We start from the raw sequence: 17,465 nt of genomic DNA on the forward strand, positions 1-17,465 counted from the left end.
TAGGGTTAAAAATTTTGGCTATATTATTCATTTGCAGGAAGTAAATAAGAGCGAAGGAAGGTGAATGCTTTGAGGGGGAGAAAAATAAGAAGTCATCTATTTGAACCTGCCGATTAGCTACCAATAAAATATTTTTGATAAAATGGATCGAGGCTATCTATGACAGTTGGGGGATGGATACTCATATTGGTTATACTCTTTTGTGTCGGAGTGTTGGTAGCTACCAGCATTTCTCCCGATGTGGTATTTTTGGGGGGACTTACAGTCCTTATTATCACCCAGGTTGTTTCACCGGGAGAAGCACTAGTCGGTTTTTCCAATCAGGGGATGCTTACTGTGGGGGCATTGTATGTAGTAGCGGCCGGACTGAAGGAAACTGGCGGTATTCAGCTGATTGTAAACAGGATAATAGGACGTTCCAAGAATATACGTCGGGCACAAATCCGCATTATGACGCCGGTAATGATTGTCAGCGCTTTTTTGAATAATACGCCGGTTGTGGCCTCATTTATTCCCGCTCTTGAGGACTGGGCGCGCAAAAATCGAATTTCTGCTTCCAAATTACTTATTCCCCTTAGTTATGCTGCCATACTCGGAGGTACCTGTACCTTAGTCGGGACCAGCACGAATCTGATTGTCAATGGATTACTTATCGCTGAGCCGAATACGCGGGCTATCGGGATTTTTGAACCGGGCTTGATTGGAGTGCCCTGTGCTATTATTGGCTTTTTATATATGGTGGTTGTGGGCCGAAACTTGTTGCCTATCCGAGGATCAGGCTTTGACAGTTTTAAAGATCCACGGGAATATACCATTGAAATGATGGTGGCCAAGAGAAGCTCACTTGTCAATAAAACTGTTGAAGAGGCAGGATTATTGGATCTGCCCGGTCTTTTTGTAGTAGAGATAAATCGTGGAAATCAAATTATTGCACCAATCGATAATAATGTGGTTCTGAAGGGAGATGACCGAATAATTTTTGCGGGTGTGTTGGAGTCTATCATTGATCTAAAACAAATAAAAGGATTGAAGCCTGCTACTAAGCAGATCTTTAAATTAGAATCCACAAAGCGGGAACGTCTTTTGTTTGAGGCAGTTATTTCTCCATCCAACCCTTTGGCAGGAATCTCTATCCGTGAAGGTAAATTCAGAAATCGTTATAACGGAGTGATCCTGGCAGTATCCCGCAACGGAGAACGTATCAAAAAAAGCGTGGGAGACATTGTGCTTAAAGCCGGGGATACCTTGCTGATAGAAGCTAATCCTAATTTTCTGGATCAATTTAAAAATTCGAGTGATTTTTATTTGATAAGTAGTATTGGCGACTCCAAGGAGCCAAACTACAGCAAATCAGGAATGGCATGGGGTATTCTTGGAGTGATGGTGATAACGGTGGCCTTTGGAGTATTAACTATGTTTGAGGCATCCTTTGCAGCTGCGGGATTAATGATAATTACGGGATGTCTTCAGCCCAGCTCAATGAAAAAAAGTATCGACTGGATGGTATTGCTGGTGATTGCAGCAGCTCTGGGGATTGGCAATGCCATGGAAGTAACCGGTACAGCTCAGTATTTGGCTATGGGGATGATGGAGTATCTGCAAAATAATCCTTACATGGCTTTAACAGGTACCTATCTGGCTACTTGGTTATTAACCGAGCTCATTACCAATAATGCTGCCGCTGTCTTAATTTTTCCTATCGCTATCTCAGTTGCAGCTTCCCTTGGTGTTAGCGCAATGCCCTTTGTATTTGTGATTATTATGGCGGCTTCGGCCAGTTTTTCTACGCCTATTGGTTATCAGACGAACTTGATGGTTTACGGTCCCGGTGGGTATCATTTTACCGATTTCACCAAAATTGGTTTGCCGCTTAATATTCTTATTGCTTTTGTAACGCTGATGTTGGTCCCAATTATTTGGCCGTTTTGATGTTCGAGGGTACAACCCTCTCACAACATTCAATAATGTTCCGAGGGAGTTGAACTCCCGAGGTTGTTCAGTTCGGAGGTGCAACCTCCTCACAACTAAAATTGAGATGGGAGGGAGTTGAACTCCCGAACGTCATATTACACCATTAATGTTCAAGAATGTCAATTTTCAATGGTAGTTCAGAATACCCAGCATAATTACCGGCACTGGAATACACCCAATGTTCTGGTTTATTTACATACCCTTTGCGTACTGGGTTTTCATGGATGTAATTCAGCTTTTGTAAGAAAAAATATTCCGAATATAAACCAATGGGATGAAATCCTGATTGCCAAACTTTATAAGTTTGATCCTGCTTATCAGAAGCTGCCTCTCTAAAAATACGTAGTGCATTTGACTGTTGATCTGTTGTTAAATGAGTGCTTATTTCCTTTGAGGTATAACGTTTCCAATCTCTGACAATGCTTGAGAGGCTTGTATTATTATTTAAAGATAAAATTAAATGTATATGATTAATCATAATTACATATGCATGAATACTTAGCCCTTTATTATTTTTGCAATAGGTTAGACTATCGACAACTATATCAAAATATTTAGTATCAGTGAATACAGGATAGAAATCTGTAATTGATATTGTGCAAAAATAGTAAAGCGTATCGGAATGAATTTTCCAGGAGCTCATAAATGGTTTTTAGCAGTAAGACCCCCAGAAAAAGTAATCCTTACAATTTTTAATGACTGTTTTCTGTTCGAGGGTACAACCCTCTCACAACAAAGAGTGTACACCCTCTCACAAAATTTCCAACCCAGTTCCGAGGGAGTTGTACTCCCGAGATTGTTCAGTTCGGAGGTACAACCTCCTCACAACCAGATAGAAAAGTCCCCTCCCGCGGGAGGGGAGCGAGGAACGGGGCGGGGTGGGTCCTGAGACTGATTTTATCCCAGTTGTTTTGATCTGTACAGATCTGCGGCTTAACCTCTTAAACCATCTACAGCACCTAATAAATAGCAGCTGTCTACACGTGCAAATTTGAAAGCATCTGATAATTCGTTTTCTTTGTTTCTGAAAAAACAGAGAACTGTGAAGAGTGTTAACCGTTATGACCCTGGCCGGATGGGCAGTTATTGCCGTCATCTTATTATGCTTGTTTATGCTGATAGCCACCCGGATATCAGCAGATGTTGTGTTTCTCGGTGGTTTGACACTGCTGATTTTGGGTCAGGTAATTCCTCCATCCGAAGCAATTGTAGGCTTCTCTAATCAAGGGATGCTGACAGTTGCCGCCTTGTATGTTGTTGCGGCCGGACTTAAAGAAACGGGAGCCATCCACTATGTGGTAAATCAGATCATAGGGTTATCAAAAAATATTCGCCGCGTCCAGATCAGGATTATGGCTCCGGTCATGGTCTTTAGCGCTTTTCTGAATAATACGCCTGTTGTTGCTTCATTTATTCCGGCTCTGGAAGATTGGGCCCGTAAAAACCAAGTGGCGGTATCAAAGATTCTTATCCCCTTGAGTTATGCAGCTATTTTGGGTGGTACTTGTACACTTATTGGTACAAGTACCAACCTGATAGTTAATGGATTGTTAATTGAGGAAGCATCCACCAGTGGTCTCGGCATTTTTGAGCCTGCGCTTATTGGGATACCTTGCGCAATTGCTGGCTTTTTATATTTATCTATTTTCTCAGAAAAACTGCTCCCCGCCCGCGGTTCTGGATTTGATACTTTTAAAGATCCCCGTGAATATACAATCGAAATGATTGTTGATGACGGAAGCTCGCTGGCGGGAAAAACTGTTGAAGAGGCTGGTTTGCGTAATTTGCCCGGCTTGTATTTGGTGGAGATATACCGGAAGGATCATATTATTGCGGCTGTGGATCCGGATCAGGAATTGCATTCGGAAGACCGCCTGATTTTTACCGGCATTGTCGATTCCATCGTAGACCTTCAGCAAATTCAGGGGCTAAAACCGGCCACGGATCAGGTTTTTAAACTCAATTCATCGCGGCGCGAGCGTCTTCTGATAGAAGCTGTGGTGTCACCTACCCATCCTGTAAATGGGAAAACCATCAGAAACGGACGCTTCAGAAATATCTATGATGCCGTAGTCCTGGCGGTATCGCGCAACGGAGAACGAGTAAAAGAAAAAGTAGGGGACATACGGCTAAAAACCGGTGATACATTGTTGTTGGAAGCTCACCCCAACTTTTTGGAGCAGTATAAAAACTCCAGTGATTACTATCTGACGAGTGGAATCAGCAATTCCAAACCTCCCAATTATAAAAAGTCAGGGACAGCATGGGCTATACTAGGTTTGATGGTTAGTACGGCAGCATTTGGTTTATTTACTATGTTTCAGGCCTCTTTTTTAGCTGCGGGATTGATGGTGGTTTCGGGTTGCGTAAATGCTTCTGTTGCCAAGGATTATATCGATTGGTCGGTGCTTCTGGTTATTGCGGCCAGTCTGGGTATTGGCGGTGCACTCGAATATACCGGCGCGGCTACAGAGTTGGCAGAGGGATTTTTAAGCTATACGGCCCAGCATCCATACTTGGCTCTGGCAGGCGTATATTTTTCTACATGGATACTAACTGAACTGATTACCAATAATGCTGCTGCGGTTCTTATATTTCCGATAGCTATTTCGCTTGCCAGCTCATTTGGAGTGGATTATATGCCTTTTGTAATGACTATTATTATGGCTGCTTCGGCCAGCTTCTCGACACCTATTGGCTATCAGACAAATTTAATGGTTTATGGACCCGGTGGATACCGATTTACGGATTTTACAAAAATAGGGCTGCCATTAAATTTGATGGTTGCCGCAATAACAATATTTTTGGTGCCGAAGATATGGCCATTTTGATTTTCAGGATACAGGGATGCAGGATGCAGACTTTATGTTGAAAGGTTCAAAGTTTGCACCTAATAAATTTTATCTGGTTGCGACGCTCTGCTTCGCAACCCGTATATCTTGTTTCCATGCTCCGCGTGGAAACATAGCCATAGACGCTCTGCGTCTGGTTTATTTGTGTTGTGAGGGAGTTGTACTCCCGAGCCGGAGGTAGCGTTAAAAATTACTGCAAATAATTATGCTGCATTAGTTAAGTGGTTCGAGGGTGTAGCCCTCTCACAACCGTAGAAAAGTAAATCTTGTTTCCATCTCTGCGTGGAAACGTAAAAGCCGCTGACGCTCTGCGTCATCTTTTAATTAGAATAATGAATCAAGATTTAAAGCTACTACCATTCTCCCCTTAGCAAGGGGAGATGTAAGAGGGGTTGGAGTAACATTAAGGTAGCTGAGTTAGGACTATACTTCATTTAAAACAAATATTAATTATTTATTACCAGAAAATATGCTGAAAGAAATCATAGGAATTGCCCAAAAGGCAGGTGAGGCAATTTTAGAATACTATCATCAGGAAACGGATGTGGAGATTACCAAGAAAGATGATAACACTCCGCTGACAAAAGCTGATATGGCCGCTCATCATATCATTATTGAGGGACTTGAAAAACTTGATCCGGATACGCCGATTATTTCGGAGGAGTCAGGAGTTCCCGATTATGAAGAGCGTAAGGACTGGAAAAAGTTCTGGATTGTAGATCCCTTGGATGGGACCAAGGAATTCATAAAAAAGAATGGCGAATTTACGGTCAATATAGCTCTCATTGATCAGGGAGTACCAGTGATGGGCGTCGTCTATATTCCCGATAAAAATATAACCTATTATGCTTCCAGGGAAGAAGGAGCATATAAGCAGGAAGGAGTAGAAGCACCGCAAAGAATTTTTTCCGAAGCCAGCAGTAAAGAAGATCAACTGGTAGCAATGCAAAGCAGATCGCATGGATCCGGAAAACTTGTTGAACAGTTGAAGGAAAAAGGATTGAATGTAAAAGAGACGATCCCCGCGGGAAGTTCTCTTAAATTTTGTCTGGTAGCCGAGGGCAAGGCCGATATCTATCCGAGGATGGGTCCCACCATGGAGTGGGATGTTGCCGCCGGCGATGCGGTATATCGCTATTCAGCTGCGGAAGGAGTTCATCCGTCGCCATTAACCTATAACAAGCCGGATCTGAAGAATAGTAGTTTTTTGATCGGACTGGAAGAGAATTTTGAATGGTGAAATAAATTGTAAGCATTTCCTCCTGTGGAGGTCTTATTAGTACGACGGTTGACGGATGACGGGCGACCGCAAATTAATCTAAAACAGGAGATGATATGTCTTATAAATTTGAAAAACTCGAAGTTTGGAAACTGGCAATGAAATTTAACAATCTTTCTTACAAAATAGCCGAAATGCTTCCAGAGAGTGAAAAATATAATTTGAATTCTCAACTTAAACGAGCCTCAACTTCAATAGCCTTAAATATTGCTGAAGGATCTACCGGACAAAGTGATGCAGAGCAGCGCCGATTTCTCTCTTTCGCTATTCGTTCTCATATAGAAGTAATTGCATGCTTTAGATTAATCGAAACCAGAGGATATATTAACAATGATGATGAACTTTTTGCAAAACTGCAAGCCTTTAAACGTGCTATTGAATAGATTTTAAACGGTCGGCAGTCAACGGTCGTCGGTCAATTTGAGAATAAAAAAATGAATACATTAGCTTATGAAAAACACAAATAGTGCCCTCAAGCCAACCGTACTTTGGTTTACGGGATTATCGGGATCGGGGAAAAGTACCATATCCGAGAAAGTATATGCAGAATTAAAAGATCGGGGATATGAAGTAGAACATCTGGATGGGGATGCCGTCCGCGAGGTATTTCCGACTACGGGATTTTCAAAAAAAGAACGTGATGATCATGTAAAGCGGGTAGGTTTTGTAGCCAGTTTGTTGCAGAAACACGGCGTTTTTGTGGTAGCTTCATTTATCTCACCCTATCAGGATGCACGGGATTTTGTCCGCGATATGTGTGAGGATTTTACCGAGGTTTTTATCTCAACTCCCTTGGAAGTATGTGAAGAGCGCGATGTAAAGGGATTGTATGCCAAGGCTCGCAAGGGTGAGATCGATAACTTTACCGGTATCAGTGATCCCTATGAGGAGCCCGAAGATCCGGAGCTCGAAATTAATACAACCGATATTACGCCTGAAGAAGGGGTGCAGATGGTGTTTGATTATTTGGAGCAGCAAGTGACGGACGACGGCTGACTGGTGACCGTTGATGACGGGGAATGGATGTATAGCATGTAACGTACCTGGGTTTTGTATTCGAGAGTAGGCAAACTCTATTTTGACAGTTCCGAGGGAGTTGACTCCCGAGGATAAGGTTCGGAGCTATAACCTCCTCACTACTAAGACGGGGAATGGATGTAAATAAGAAGAAAATCAGCGAATAACCGCATAATCCGTCTCATCTGCGTTCAATTACGCGAACTTTCATGCTGGTTCTGGACATTAAGTTTTTTATACCTGATGAAAATACATAATCAATTTCCCTATTTTTATTTTAACCAGCTGCAAGTAGTTATTGTAGTATGAAATCCTTAATTTTGTTCGCTTTCGTTTTACCACAAAAAATATTGATTAATTAATGCATTTATATAAACTCAATCATATCCGACAGCTAGAGTCGGAATCGATACACATCATGAGAGAAGTTGCCGCCCAGTTCGAAAATCCGGTGCTTATGTTTTCCGGAGGGAAAGATTCGATTACCATGGCGCGGCTGGCACAAAAAGCTTTCTGGCCGGGAAATATTCCTTTTCCGTTTCTACACGTGGATACCGGGCACAACTTTGATGAAACAATAGAGTTTCGCGATCAGCTGATGGAAGATCTGGGCGTTGAGCTTATTGTGGCTCACGTTCAGGATATGATCGATGCGGGTAAGGTGAAGGAACAGAAGGGACCAAATCCCAGCCGCAATAGATTACAAATTCCCACGCTCTTGCATGCACTGGAAGAGCATGGTTTTGACGCAGCCTTCGGCGGCGCCCGGCGCGACGAAGAAAAGGCACGGGCCAAGGAGCGATTTTTCTCCCACCGCGATGAATTCGGGCAATGGGATCCCAAAAACCAGCGACCGGAATTGTGGAACTTGTATAACGGACGCAAAAATCATGGCGAACATTTTCGCGTATTTCCGCTGAGTAACTGGACGGAGATGGATGTCTGGCAGTATATCGCAGCTGAAGGTATCGACATTCCGAGTTTGTACCTGGCACATGAGCGTGAAGTGGTCAAGCGTCAGGATACCTACCTGGCGAAATCGGAATTTATCACCCTGATGGACGGTGAAGAATATGAAACGAAGAAGGTTCGCTTTCGCACGATTGGTGATATGACCTGTACCGGTGCGTTTGAATCCGATGCGACCACATTACCGCAGATTATAGAGGAAGTGGCTTCAGCCCGTATTACCGAGCGCGGCAATCGTACCGATGACAAGAAAGCCGAAGCGGCCATGGAAGAACGGAAAAAACAAGGATACTTCTAGTTGAATGTTTAAGGTTAAAGGTTGAATGTTGAGGAGTTAATGGCGTCAATTGAGAGATTTGAGGATTTGGAAATTTGGCAACTTGTAAGAGAGCTTGTCAAACAAGTTTATGAATTGACTCGAAAAGAAGAGTTCTCTAAAGATTATGGATTAAAGGATCAGATTCGCCGTTCTTCAGTTTCTGTGATGAATAATATCAGTGAAGGTTTTGAGAGCAGGACGACAAAAAGATTTATTGACTATCTAGGTAGATCAAAAGGATCCTGTGGCGAAACCCGATCAGTGTCTTATGTAGCGTTGGACTGTAAGTATATCACAGAATCTGAATTCCGGATGCTTTATGAACGATGTACTACAATTTCTAAAAAGACACGAAAGTTGATGGATTATTTAGAAGGGTATAGTTCCAATGACAGGGTTAAAGATGTTTTAGTTGATTATCATATATAACTTTTAACCTTCAACATTGCAACCTGCAACTCTACTAATTTCGCAGAAGCTTTTTTATTGAACAAGTAAAATTACATAGTAATGAGCACTAAAAAGACCGAAGCACAGAAATATTTAGACATGGATATGCTCCGCTTTACGACGGCGGGCAGTGTGGATGACGGCAAGAGTACCCTTATCGGGCGCTTGCTGTACGATTCCAAATCCATTTTTGACGATCAGATGGAAAAGATTGAAGAGTCCAGCCGTAAAAAAGGTGACGAATATACCAACCTGGCTCTGCTGACCGACGGTCTTTCGGCCGAGCGTGAACAGGGAATCACCATCGACGTGGCATATCGCTATTTCTCGACACCCAATCGCAAGTTTATTATTGCCGATACACCTGGACATGTGCAGTACACCCGAAATATGGTGACGGGTGCCTCGACTGCTAATTTGGCCGTTATTCTGGTTGATGCCCGAAATGGCGTAATTGAACAGACATGTCGGCACTCATTTATATCATCACTGCTGGGCATCAAGCACGTTGTGCTCTGCGTAAACAAGATGGATCTGGTTGATTACAGCGAAGAACGCTTTAAAGAAATTCGTGAAGAGTTCAGAACCTTTTCTTCTAAGCTGGATGTGCCGGATATCCATTACATCCCCATCAGCGCGTTGTATGGAGATAACGTAGTGGAGAAATCAGATAACATGCCCTGGTACGGCGGATCGACGCTACTTTATACACTGGAAAACGTGCAGGTTGACAGTGACTTCAATCACGTAGACAGCCGGTTCCCCGTGCAGTGGGTAACGCGTCCGCAGTCAACAGAATATCCCGATTACCGGGGCTATGCGGGACGTGTTGCCGGTGGTGTTTTTAAGCCCGGTGATGAAGTAATTGCTCTGCCTTCTGGCTTCACCAGTAAAATAGACAAGATTGAAACGTTCGAACATGAAGAGGAAGAAGCGTTCACGCCGATGTCGGTGACGATGACCCTGGAAGACGATATCGACATCAGTCGCGGTGATATGATCGCCAAACCCGACAATCAGCCTACGGTGGGGCAGGATATTGACCTGATGGTTTGCTGGCTGAATAAAGAACCGCTGGATCCGAATGGAAAATATGTGATCAAGCACACCACCAAAGAAGCGAGATGCCTGATAAAAGAGGTGAAGTACAAGGTTAATATCAATACGCTGCACCGTGTAGAAGGTGATAAAGAGATAGGCCTAAATGATATCGGACGTATTAAAATCCGCACTACCGAACCGCTTTTCTATGACAGTTATAGTCGCAACCGCAAGACGGGTAGTTTGATTATCATTGACCAGTATACGAATGAGACGGTCGGTGCCGGTATGATTACAGAGAGACAGTAGGGTAGTATTGAGTAGTGAGCGGACCCACCCCAACCCCTTCCGCCGGTAGTCGAACAAGCTCCTGCAAGCATGGAGGGGCTCCTCGTTGTGAGAGGGTTGTACCCTCGAACAAAAAATTTTTGCTCTGTATGGAAACTTAGCAGTCGGTATGGACGAAGGATGGACAGGATTGGCGTGCAGTAGTCTATGGGTTTAGGAGTAAGCCAGAGAGCAGAAGTTAAATATCAACCACGACGTCATGCCGCACTCCGATGCGGCATCTCGAATAGAATAAATATGGCAACGGATAGTATCAGCGCTTTGCCAGTAGGTCAGGCAGCTTGCCCGAATATTTACGACGTCATCCCGGACCCGCCTACGCTGAAGCTTCGGAGGACAGGCTTGATCCGGGATCTCGCACAGCAGAAAATGAAAGAAGTAGGCAGTGATAGTATCAGCGGCTAATATTTCCTGAAGATTTGAACCAGGATAAACAGGATATACAGGATTTAACTTAGTAGTAGGTCGGGCATCTTGCCCGACCCCTATCACTGTTAACAATATCTCGTTCCGTACCTCCGGTGCGGAACGTACAAGGTTATTTTTCCCGCTACTGATGCAAGTTTGCATTGGAAATTTGTACCAGATGATCTGCTGCACAGCCCATATCCCGGCCTTGAAAGACCGAGCTAAGAATATAACCAAAGTTGCCTGAAGGCAACTGGATTTGACCCATCCCAAACTCCTTTCGCCGGTAGACGAACAAACTCCTGGAAGCATGTAGGGTTCCTCGTTGTGAGAGGGTTGTACCCTCGAACAAAAATTAACTATGTTCTGCGTGGAAAATTGATGGCTTTTGACGCTCTGCATCTGGCCATCAGCCCAGCCTTGAAAGACTGGGCTAAGAGTGAACCTAAAAGCTACCTGAAGGTAGCTATTATCTGTCGCCGCAAGGAGTAGTTGCTTTCTGAGACGTGACGGTTTCTCAAATCTTAAAAATAACAGTTGTGACTTAGTAGATCTCATTTGTACGCTCTTCCTAAAAAACTGATCTGCAGCTGCTTTATAATCTGAAACCAGCCTGGAACAGGAGCTAAGAATTAAAAGCAGCTGATGCCGATGACTGTATGTTGGCTATTATAACTACTTGCAGCTCATAATCCGTAATGAAGGTAATATTTTTGGTTCAAAAAAAGTAGTTGTTTTAGTACAAGAAAAACATTTTTTTAGTACAAAGGTTGTTGGCTAAAATTTATTTAGGAGAAAATATATGCGTGCTTTGGTTATTTTATCATTGGTATTTCTAATTTCATGCAGTCATAAGAACGCACCAGTTGAACCTGGTAAAGAAACTGTGGATCAGGCAAATAATATTATTCTGGCAATTAACGAAGAACCGAGAGAAAGTTATCAGAATATAACCCAATATTTGTCTGACAAAGGATTTCGGATGCATATAAAAGATGAAAGTTCTTTGACTCTTCAAACCGCTTATAAACCTATTAATATAGCAGAGAATCCTCACAGCTATATTCGTATTCATGCTTCTGTTATCGATACGACAGTCCATTTTTACGGTCAGGTAAGCAGCGGAAGTCTGGAAAAGCAGATTAAGAATGAAAAAAATCATCAAAAGGCATGGCAGGAGCTAGTCCAAATTGCGGAAGGATATCCGCATGGAGAAATATACTTCAGCAGGAATTAGCTTCCCCCAACCTTGCCTGCCCTCGTGGAATCCTCCCGAGTAATCAGAGGGCCACAAGGTGGCATTCCACAGGGCCTGCCCCTTGGATTCGGAAAGACCGGGCTAAGAACATAAACCTACGTTGCCTGAAGGCAACTGGGTCTGCCCCCCCCACCCCTTCCGCCGATAGGCGGACCAGACTCCTGCAAGCATGGAGGGCTCCTCGTTGTGAGAGGGTTGTACCCTCGAACAAAAAATTTGCTCTGTATGGAAACTTAGCGGTCGGTATGGACGAAGGGGCTAGGATTGGTTTGGATGTCGAGCAGCTTGCCCCGAATACTTACGACGTCATCCCGGACCCGCCTACGCTGAAGCTTCGGAGGACAGGCTTGATCCGGGATCTCGCACAGCAGAAAATGAAAGTAATAGGCAGTTAATAGTATCGGCGGCTAATATTTTCTGAAGATTTGAAGCAATGTTATCAGCCTTTGATCTTTTACGAGCCCTTGGTCTGTCTGCCACTGGCGGGTGGTGATAAATAATAGGCTATAGCCTTTAAAAAGTTGACCGTTGAACTTCTCGTTGTTCTGTACCTTTTTTTAATGAGCAAAAAAGGCAAGAAAAAACTCACCGTCTGCGAAAACTTGGCCTGATTGCTCGTCATCTCCACTAAAATCATTTAAACTCGTCCCTTCGGTCCTCAAACAGAAATGATTTCTAACGCTCCGATTCTGATCAATCCGGGCGGCCAACTTTTCTAATGCCGGAAGATTAAAACCGTGAAGTCACCAACGGTTGTCATCTCAAGCTCGGAGGGAATTGTATTCCCAACCCGATTGCGCCTCTCGTGCTTTTATTTGACCCCTTTTTCGCCGGTAGTCGAACAAGCTCCTGCAAGTATGGAGGGGTTTAAGACCGTGAAGTTCTGGTAAAGACATGGAGTTACGACTGCATATGAAGTTTTTCTGAGTTTCCCCCGCTCGGCGGCTGTCAGGACGAACGGATGGTGATTGGCTTTGCAGTAGTCAATGGGTTTAGGAGTGAAGAGGGCAGAAGTAAATACCAACCACGACGTCATGCCGCGCTCCGATGCGGCATCTCGAATAGCAAGGACCAATAAATATGGCAACGGATAGTATCAGCGCTTTACCAGTTGGTCGGGCAGCTTGCCCGACCCCTATCACTGTTAACAATATCTCGTTCCGTACCTCCGGTGCGGAACGTACAAGGTTATCTTTCCCGCTACTGATGCAAGTTTGCATTGAAATTTGTACCAGATGATCTGCTGCACAGCCCATATTCCGGCCTTGAAAGACCGGGCTAAGAATATAACCAAAGTTGCCTGAAGGCAACTGGATTTGACCCATCCCAAACTCCTTTCGCCGGTAGACGAACAAGCTCCTCCAAGTATGGGGGGGCTCCTCGTTGTGAGAGGGTTGAACCCTCGAACAAAAAATTAAACTATGTTCTGCGTGGAAAATTGATGGCTTTTGACGCTCTGCATCTGGCCTTCAGCCCGGCCTTGAAAGACCGGGCTAAGAGTGAAACCTAAAAGCTACCTGAAGGTAGCTCTTACCTGTGACGCGAGGAGTAGTTGTTTTCTGAGACGTAGTGGTCTCCCAAATTTTATCAGCCACCGTCATTTCGAACGCAGTGAGAAATCTTTGTTGTCAGCAATGGCATTGCGACGGATCCCTCGAATAATAGAAGAATTCTGTTCAAATCTTGATATTACAAGGCCGAGACACATTTACTTAGACACTTAGTCTCTTTATTACTTAGTTAGTGAAGTGTAAAACTCATTGAGCATTATCCACCGACTTTTGTATTTTAGCGGAGTATAAATTCACAAGTGAACAGCTAGAATGAAGCGACTTCTGATTCTTGGTCTTATGTTATTTCTGATGCCTCTTTTAACCTATGGCCAGGAGCTCCCTTTCAATTACTCGGTGGAACTAAAGACTGCAGTCTCAACCAATGGCGAGCTCCCCTTTTGGCTATACGCCAACCAGTGGGGAGAAGTAGATCGATACGGCGCCAATGCTATTTTGAATACAAAGCTGTCCAGGAACTTTTTCGAGCAATCAGAGCGCTGGGATCTGGAACTGGGAACCGAGCTGACCAGCAGGTATTCCAAAAATCCCTCCGCCTTTTTCAAGCAGCTGTATGCCAAAATCGACTATAGCTTTTTACGTTTGGAAGCCGGTCGCTACGAAGACATAACTGGCAATGTATATGAACCGCTGTCGATGGGATCGATGAGTTTCAGCGGCAATGCTACGCCGCTGCCTAAGATTAAGTTGAGCATTCCCGAATACCAGCCGCTACCATTGACAAACGGCTACATTGAAATACGCGGGGCCTGGGGACATGGCTGGATGGAAGAGGAACGCTATACCAGCAACGCACTACTTGTCGAACAGTATGGCTATGCCCGTATAGGTGGTGATCTGCCTGTGAATCTGATCGGCGGAATGCATCACTTTGCTTTATGGGGTGGGAATAATCCATTTTTTGGGACGCTACCTCAATCTATTAATGATTATTTTAATGTTGCTTTAGCACTTGGAGAGGGTGGAGTAGATTCACCCGAGGGTGATCAACAGTATTTTTTAGGGGATCATAAAGGATACTGGGATTTTGGTGTGGTGCTTGATTTTAAAAACATGAAAATAAATCTTTACCGGCAATTTATCTTGGAGGATAAGGATAATATAAAGTTCAAAAGTCCTCAGGATGGTTTATATGGAGTAGCATTTGAAAAAAAGAAAGGAGATCTGATAGAAGCTTTTTTGTGGGAGTTCTTATACACCAAGTGGCAAAATGGTCCTGTTCAAGATATAGGAGAAGGGGGGAGAGGAGGAATAGGAGGAAGAGATGATTACTACAATCACTGGGTTTACCAGTCTGGCTGGACATATTTTGGAAAAACAGTCGGAACACCCCTGCTTATCTCTCGAGAAAACGGGCGCGGAGTTTCAAATAATCGTGTGCTGGCACATCATATCGGGATTGAGGGAAGATCTTTTTCTTCTATTAATTACAGATCTATATTTACTTATAGCCGGAATTATGGAACCTATAGTGATCCTTTCGAACCTCGGCTGAATAGTTATTCGATCATGTTGACAGCCAACTATCAGCCAGACCAATGGAATAACCTGTCATTGAATACAGATCTAGCAGCGGATTTCGGTGAATTACACGGACGTAATTTCGGAATAATGATTGGTATGAGATGGAGTAATTAATTCATTTATCGTTTATGAAAGCTAATAAACCCAATTTATTTATTGTTGGCGCACCCAAAAGTGGTACAACTTCTATTTATCATTATTTGAAACAATCCCCTGATATCCATATGAGTCGGGATAAGGAACCACATTTTTTAGCATTTGATGATAATAATATGTTTAAATCTATTTTTGGTGATATTAATAGTTACAAATCTCTAAGAGGGAATCCCAGGCCAGTAACAGATGTAGAAGAATACCAAAAGTTATTTATGACAACTGGGGATTATAAATATAAAGGTGAAGCATCTACTTTATATTTGTACAGTGAATATGCATCTGCTAGAATTTTTGAGAATTATAACGGCAATAACTTGAAAATTTTGATTCTACTGAGAAACCCTGTAGAAAGGGCTTATTCACAGTTTTTACATCATGTTCGTGAAGGTCTGGAAAATACAGATGATTTTTTTGAGGCTTTTGAAAAGGAAGAAGAACGTCTAAAAAGAGGTCCCTTTTGGCATTATCGGAAGGTGGGATTGTATGCTCGTCAAGTAAGGAGGTATTATGAGTTATTTGATAAAGACCAAATAATGACTATCAAATTTGAAGATTTTATAAATAAAAATGCTAAAGTAAAGAGAGAAATTTGCAATTTTTTAAATATAGATTTGATTGAGGAAACAGATAAGAAGAGGTATAATGCAACTGGATATCCCATCAATAAGTTTATTCAAAAGATGCTGATTAAATTATCATCAATACCTTTAAAGAAAAAAATTATGGAATATTCCCCCGAATATATTCTCGATATCTTTAGGGGAATTAGACAAAAGAATTTGTATAAACCAGAATTGGATAATTATAAAAAAAAGGAATTGTTAAAATACTATTCTCAAGATATAGAAGAGCTTGAGCTCTTAACAGAAATGAGTTTTTCTGAATGGAAAGTTTGAAAATAAAATATCATCTTTTTTACCGTATAAAATATTCCGTATTATTAGCCGCCTAATCTCGGTTCGATATCAATATAATTAAGAAAATTCTGGGTAACGAAAAGAAACATAACGACCAAAGCAATCCTGAGGAAAAGGTTTCCTTGATTAATGAATATCGGCTTATACCTATACAAGAAAGTAGCAGCAAAGATCTAGGCCCCTCGGTTACGTTGCAGGAGTTACTTGTTACCATCTGGGAAGGCCGTAAGAAGATTTTTTGGTCTGTAATAACTGCTATCCTTATAGGATTTTTTATAATTATTATTAGTCCGGTTGAGTATGAATCCAGCTCTTCATTATTGTTAGAGGATAGTAATTCAGAATCTACAGGTAGTTTAATCAATCGATATGGAGGAATGTTGGGATTAGGTGACTCTGATTCCAGGTCTTCAAGATTGTCACCGAGTCTATATCCGCAGATAGTAGAAGGTTTGCCATTCCAAATTAGTTTGATGAAAGAGCCTTTACGTTTTAGTGGACAAGATTCTACGATTACCCCTTTTTACTATTTCGACACCATATATGATCGACCTTTGACTGAAACAATAAGAAGATATACCATAGGACTCCCCTCAAGAATTGAGAATCTTTTTAGTTCAAGTTCTTCTGACTCCGGGAGAGAAACATTCTCTCAAAATCAAACTTCGGAGTCTATATTTACTGTGACAGCTGATACGATGTATGTTACAAGTCAGTTAAAAGATCGTATCTCAATATCAGTTGAGGATAATGGCAGTGTTATAAAAGTTACGGCAATGATGCCTAATCCATATGCTGCAGCCAATCTTGGAGCTAATACTGTTAAGATATTAAAGGAGCATATAAAAGACTACAGAACAAGAAAAGCTTCTGAAAATCTTGAGTATGCAGAAAAACAGCTAAAAAGTGCAGAAGAGAATTTTAATCAGGCACAGCAACGTTTGGCAGAATTTAGAGACAGTAATGTTAATTTGGCTACAGCCAAAGCTAAAACTCGACTACAGAAATTGGAATCCGAGTATGATCTAACTTTTAATGTTTATAATTCTTTGGCTGAGAGGGTCGAGCAATTAAAGTTAAAATTGCAGGAAGAAACTCCAGGATTTACTACAATTGAACCTTTTCAGGTTCCCCGTAGTAATAGCAAGCCTAATGCTAAACTGATATTATTTGCTTTTGTTTTTTTGGGTTTGGCAATAAGTACAGCTTATCTCTTGATAAAGAAACATGTAAGTGTTTGAGACCGCCAAATAAGTAATAATTAAATATGGTATCCAATAAGAGATTTCATTGTGACGGATGTCAGATTAACATTAAATTAGTGGAGTAAATCCGAGCTCTCGCTCCTTTAAAATCATTTATAAGTAAAGTTTGTATAAGGCTAA

General features: G+C 42.3%; 14 protein-coding genes. 13 read left to right on the forward strand and 1 reads right to left on the reverse strand.

The genetic code is table 11. The features are described 5' to 3' along the window. The first annotated feature begins 159 nt into the window (after positions 1-159). Complete coding sequence (locus ACT3ID_RS03595) at positions 160-1,929, forward strand: SLC13 family permease (RefSeq protein WP_491540623.1); 1,770 nt, start codon at positions 160-162, stop codon at positions 1,927-1,929. A gap of 145 nt (positions 1,930-2,074) precedes the next feature. On the opposite strand, the gene ACT3ID_RS03600 is transcribed toward ACT3ID_RS03595, so the two are convergent. Further along, on the reverse strand, positions 2,075-2,614 hold the full coding sequence (locus ACT3ID_RS03600; protein ID WP_491540624.1) for an REP-associated tyrosine transposase: 540 nt from the start codon (positions 2,612-2,614) through the stop codon (positions 2,075-2,077). A 406-nt stretch (positions 2,615-3,020) separates the two neighbouring features. Between ACT3ID_RS03600 and ACT3ID_RS03605 the strand changes: the two genes are divergently transcribed. The 12 genes from ACT3ID_RS03605 (at position 3,021) to ACT3ID_RS03660 (ending at position 17,321) form a co-directional block, all read left to right on the forward strand. Beyond that, positions 3,021-4,802 carry an SLC13 family permease gene (locus tag ACT3ID_RS03605; RefSeq protein WP_491540625.1) on the forward strand — a complete coding sequence of 594 codons (1,782 nt, stop codon included), beginning with the start codon at positions 3,021-3,023 and terminating at the stop codon, positions 4,800-4,802. Between the two features lie 490 nt (positions 4,803-5,292). Beyond that, positions 5,293-6,063: a 3'(2'),5'-bisphosphate nucleotidase CysQ gene (cysQ, locus tag ACT3ID_RS03610; protein WP_491540626.1), complete on the forward strand. Its 771-nt coding sequence runs from the start codon at positions 5,293-5,295 to the stop codon at positions 6,061-6,063. A 95-nt stretch (positions 6,064-6,158) separates the two neighbouring features. Beyond that, the gene (locus ACT3ID_RS03615; protein WP_491540627.1) at positions 6,159-6,485 is read left to right on the forward strand and encodes a four helix bundle protein; all 327 of its coding nucleotides are present in this window, start codon (positions 6,159-6,161) and stop codon (positions 6,483-6,485) included. Positions 6,486-6,552: 67 nt separating this feature from the next. After that, on the forward strand, positions 6,553-7,098 hold the full coding sequence (cysC, locus tag ACT3ID_RS03620; protein WP_491540628.1) for an adenylyl-sulfate kinase: 546 nt from the start codon (positions 6,553-6,555) through the stop codon (positions 7,096-7,098). Positions 7,099-7,480: 382 nt separating this feature from the next. Continuing rightward, positions 7,481-8,386 (forward strand): sulfate adenylyltransferase subunit CysD, encoded by a 906-nt coding sequence (cysD, locus tag ACT3ID_RS03625; RefSeq protein ID WP_491540629.1) that lies wholly within the window; start codon positions 7,481-7,483, stop codon positions 8,384-8,386. A gap of 39 nt (positions 8,387-8,425) precedes the next feature. Further along, on the forward strand, positions 8,426-8,836 hold the full coding sequence (locus ACT3ID_RS03630; RefSeq protein ID WP_491540630.1) for a four helix bundle protein: 411 nt from the start codon (positions 8,426-8,428) through the stop codon (positions 8,834-8,836). An 81-nt stretch (positions 8,837-8,917) separates the two neighbouring features. Beyond that, positions 8,918-10,207, forward strand: a complete 1,290-nt coding sequence (cysN, locus tag ACT3ID_RS03635; RefSeq protein WP_491540631.1) for a sulfate adenylyltransferase subunit CysN — start codon at positions 8,918-8,920, stop codon at positions 10,205-10,207. Positions 10,208-10,483: 276 nt separating this feature from the next. Next, positions 10,484-10,651, forward strand: a complete 168-nt coding sequence (locus ACT3ID_RS03640; protein ID WP_491540632.1) for a hypothetical protein — start codon at positions 10,484-10,486, stop codon at positions 10,649-10,651. Positions 10,652-11,540: 889 nt separating this feature from the next. Further along, positions 11,541-11,891 (forward strand): hypothetical protein, encoded by a 351-nt coding sequence (locus ACT3ID_RS03645; protein ID WP_491540633.1) that lies wholly within the window; start codon positions 11,541-11,543, stop codon positions 11,889-11,891. Positions 11,892-13,735: 1,844 nt separating this feature from the next. Next, positions 13,736-15,121 (forward strand): capsule assembly Wzi family protein, encoded by a 1,386-nt coding sequence (locus ACT3ID_RS03650; RefSeq protein WP_491540634.1) that lies wholly within the window; start codon positions 13,736-13,738, stop codon positions 15,119-15,121. Positions 15,122-15,135: 14 nt separating this feature from the next. Beyond that, complete coding sequence (locus ACT3ID_RS03655) at positions 15,136-16,059, forward strand: sulfotransferase family protein (RefSeq protein WP_491540635.1); 924 nt, start codon at positions 15,136-15,138, stop codon at positions 16,057-16,059. Positions 16,060-16,202: 143 nt separating this feature from the next. Continuing rightward, complete coding sequence (locus tag ACT3ID_RS03660) at positions 16,203-17,321, forward strand: Wzz/FepE/Etk N-terminal domain-containing protein (protein ID WP_491540636.1); 1,119 nt, start codon at positions 16,203-16,205, stop codon at positions 17,319-17,321. Positions 17,322-17,465 lie beyond the last annotated feature (144 nt).

Source organism: Fodinibius sp. GM108 (genome assembly GCF_058386985.1).

Coding starts and splice junctions, on each gene's coding strand:
- ACT3ID_RS03595 (WP_491540623.1), top strand. CDS start 160: ATGACAGTTGGGGGATGGATACTCATATTGGTTATACTCTTTTGTGTC.
- ACT3ID_RS03600 (WP_491540624.1), bottom strand. CDS start 2,614: ATGAGCTCCTGGAAAATTCATTCCGATACGCTTTACTATTTTTGCACA.
- cysQ (WP_491540626.1), top strand. CDS start 5,293: ATGCTGAAAGAAATCATAGGAATTGCCCAAAAGGCAGGTGAGGCAATT.
- ACT3ID_RS03615 (WP_491540627.1), top strand. CDS start 6,159: ATGTCTTATAAATTTGAAAAACTCGAAGTTTGGAAACTGGCAATGAAA.
- cysC (WP_491540628.1), top strand. CDS start 6,553: ATGAAAAACACAAATAGTGCCCTCAAGCCAACCGTACTTTGGTTTACG.
- cysD (WP_491540629.1), top strand. CDS start 7,481: ATGCATTTATATAAACTCAATCATATCCGACAGCTAGAGTCGGAATCG.
- ACT3ID_RS03630 (WP_491540630.1), top strand. CDS start 8,426: ATGGCGTCAATTGAGAGATTTGAGGATTTGGAAATTTGGCAACTTGTA.
- cysN (WP_491540631.1), top strand. CDS start 8,918: ATGAGCACTAAAAAGACCGAAGCACAGAAATATTTAGACATGGATATG.
- ACT3ID_RS03640 (WP_491540632.1), top strand. CDS start 10,484: ATGGCAACGGATAGTATCAGCGCTTTGCCAGTAGGTCAGGCAGCTTGC.
- ACT3ID_RS03650 (WP_491540634.1), top strand. CDS start 13,736: ATGAAGCGACTTCTGATTCTTGGTCTTATGTTATTTCTGATGCCTCTT.
- ACT3ID_RS03655 (WP_491540635.1), top strand. CDS start 15,136: ATGAAAGCTAATAAACCCAATTTATTTATTGTTGGCGCACCCAAAAGT.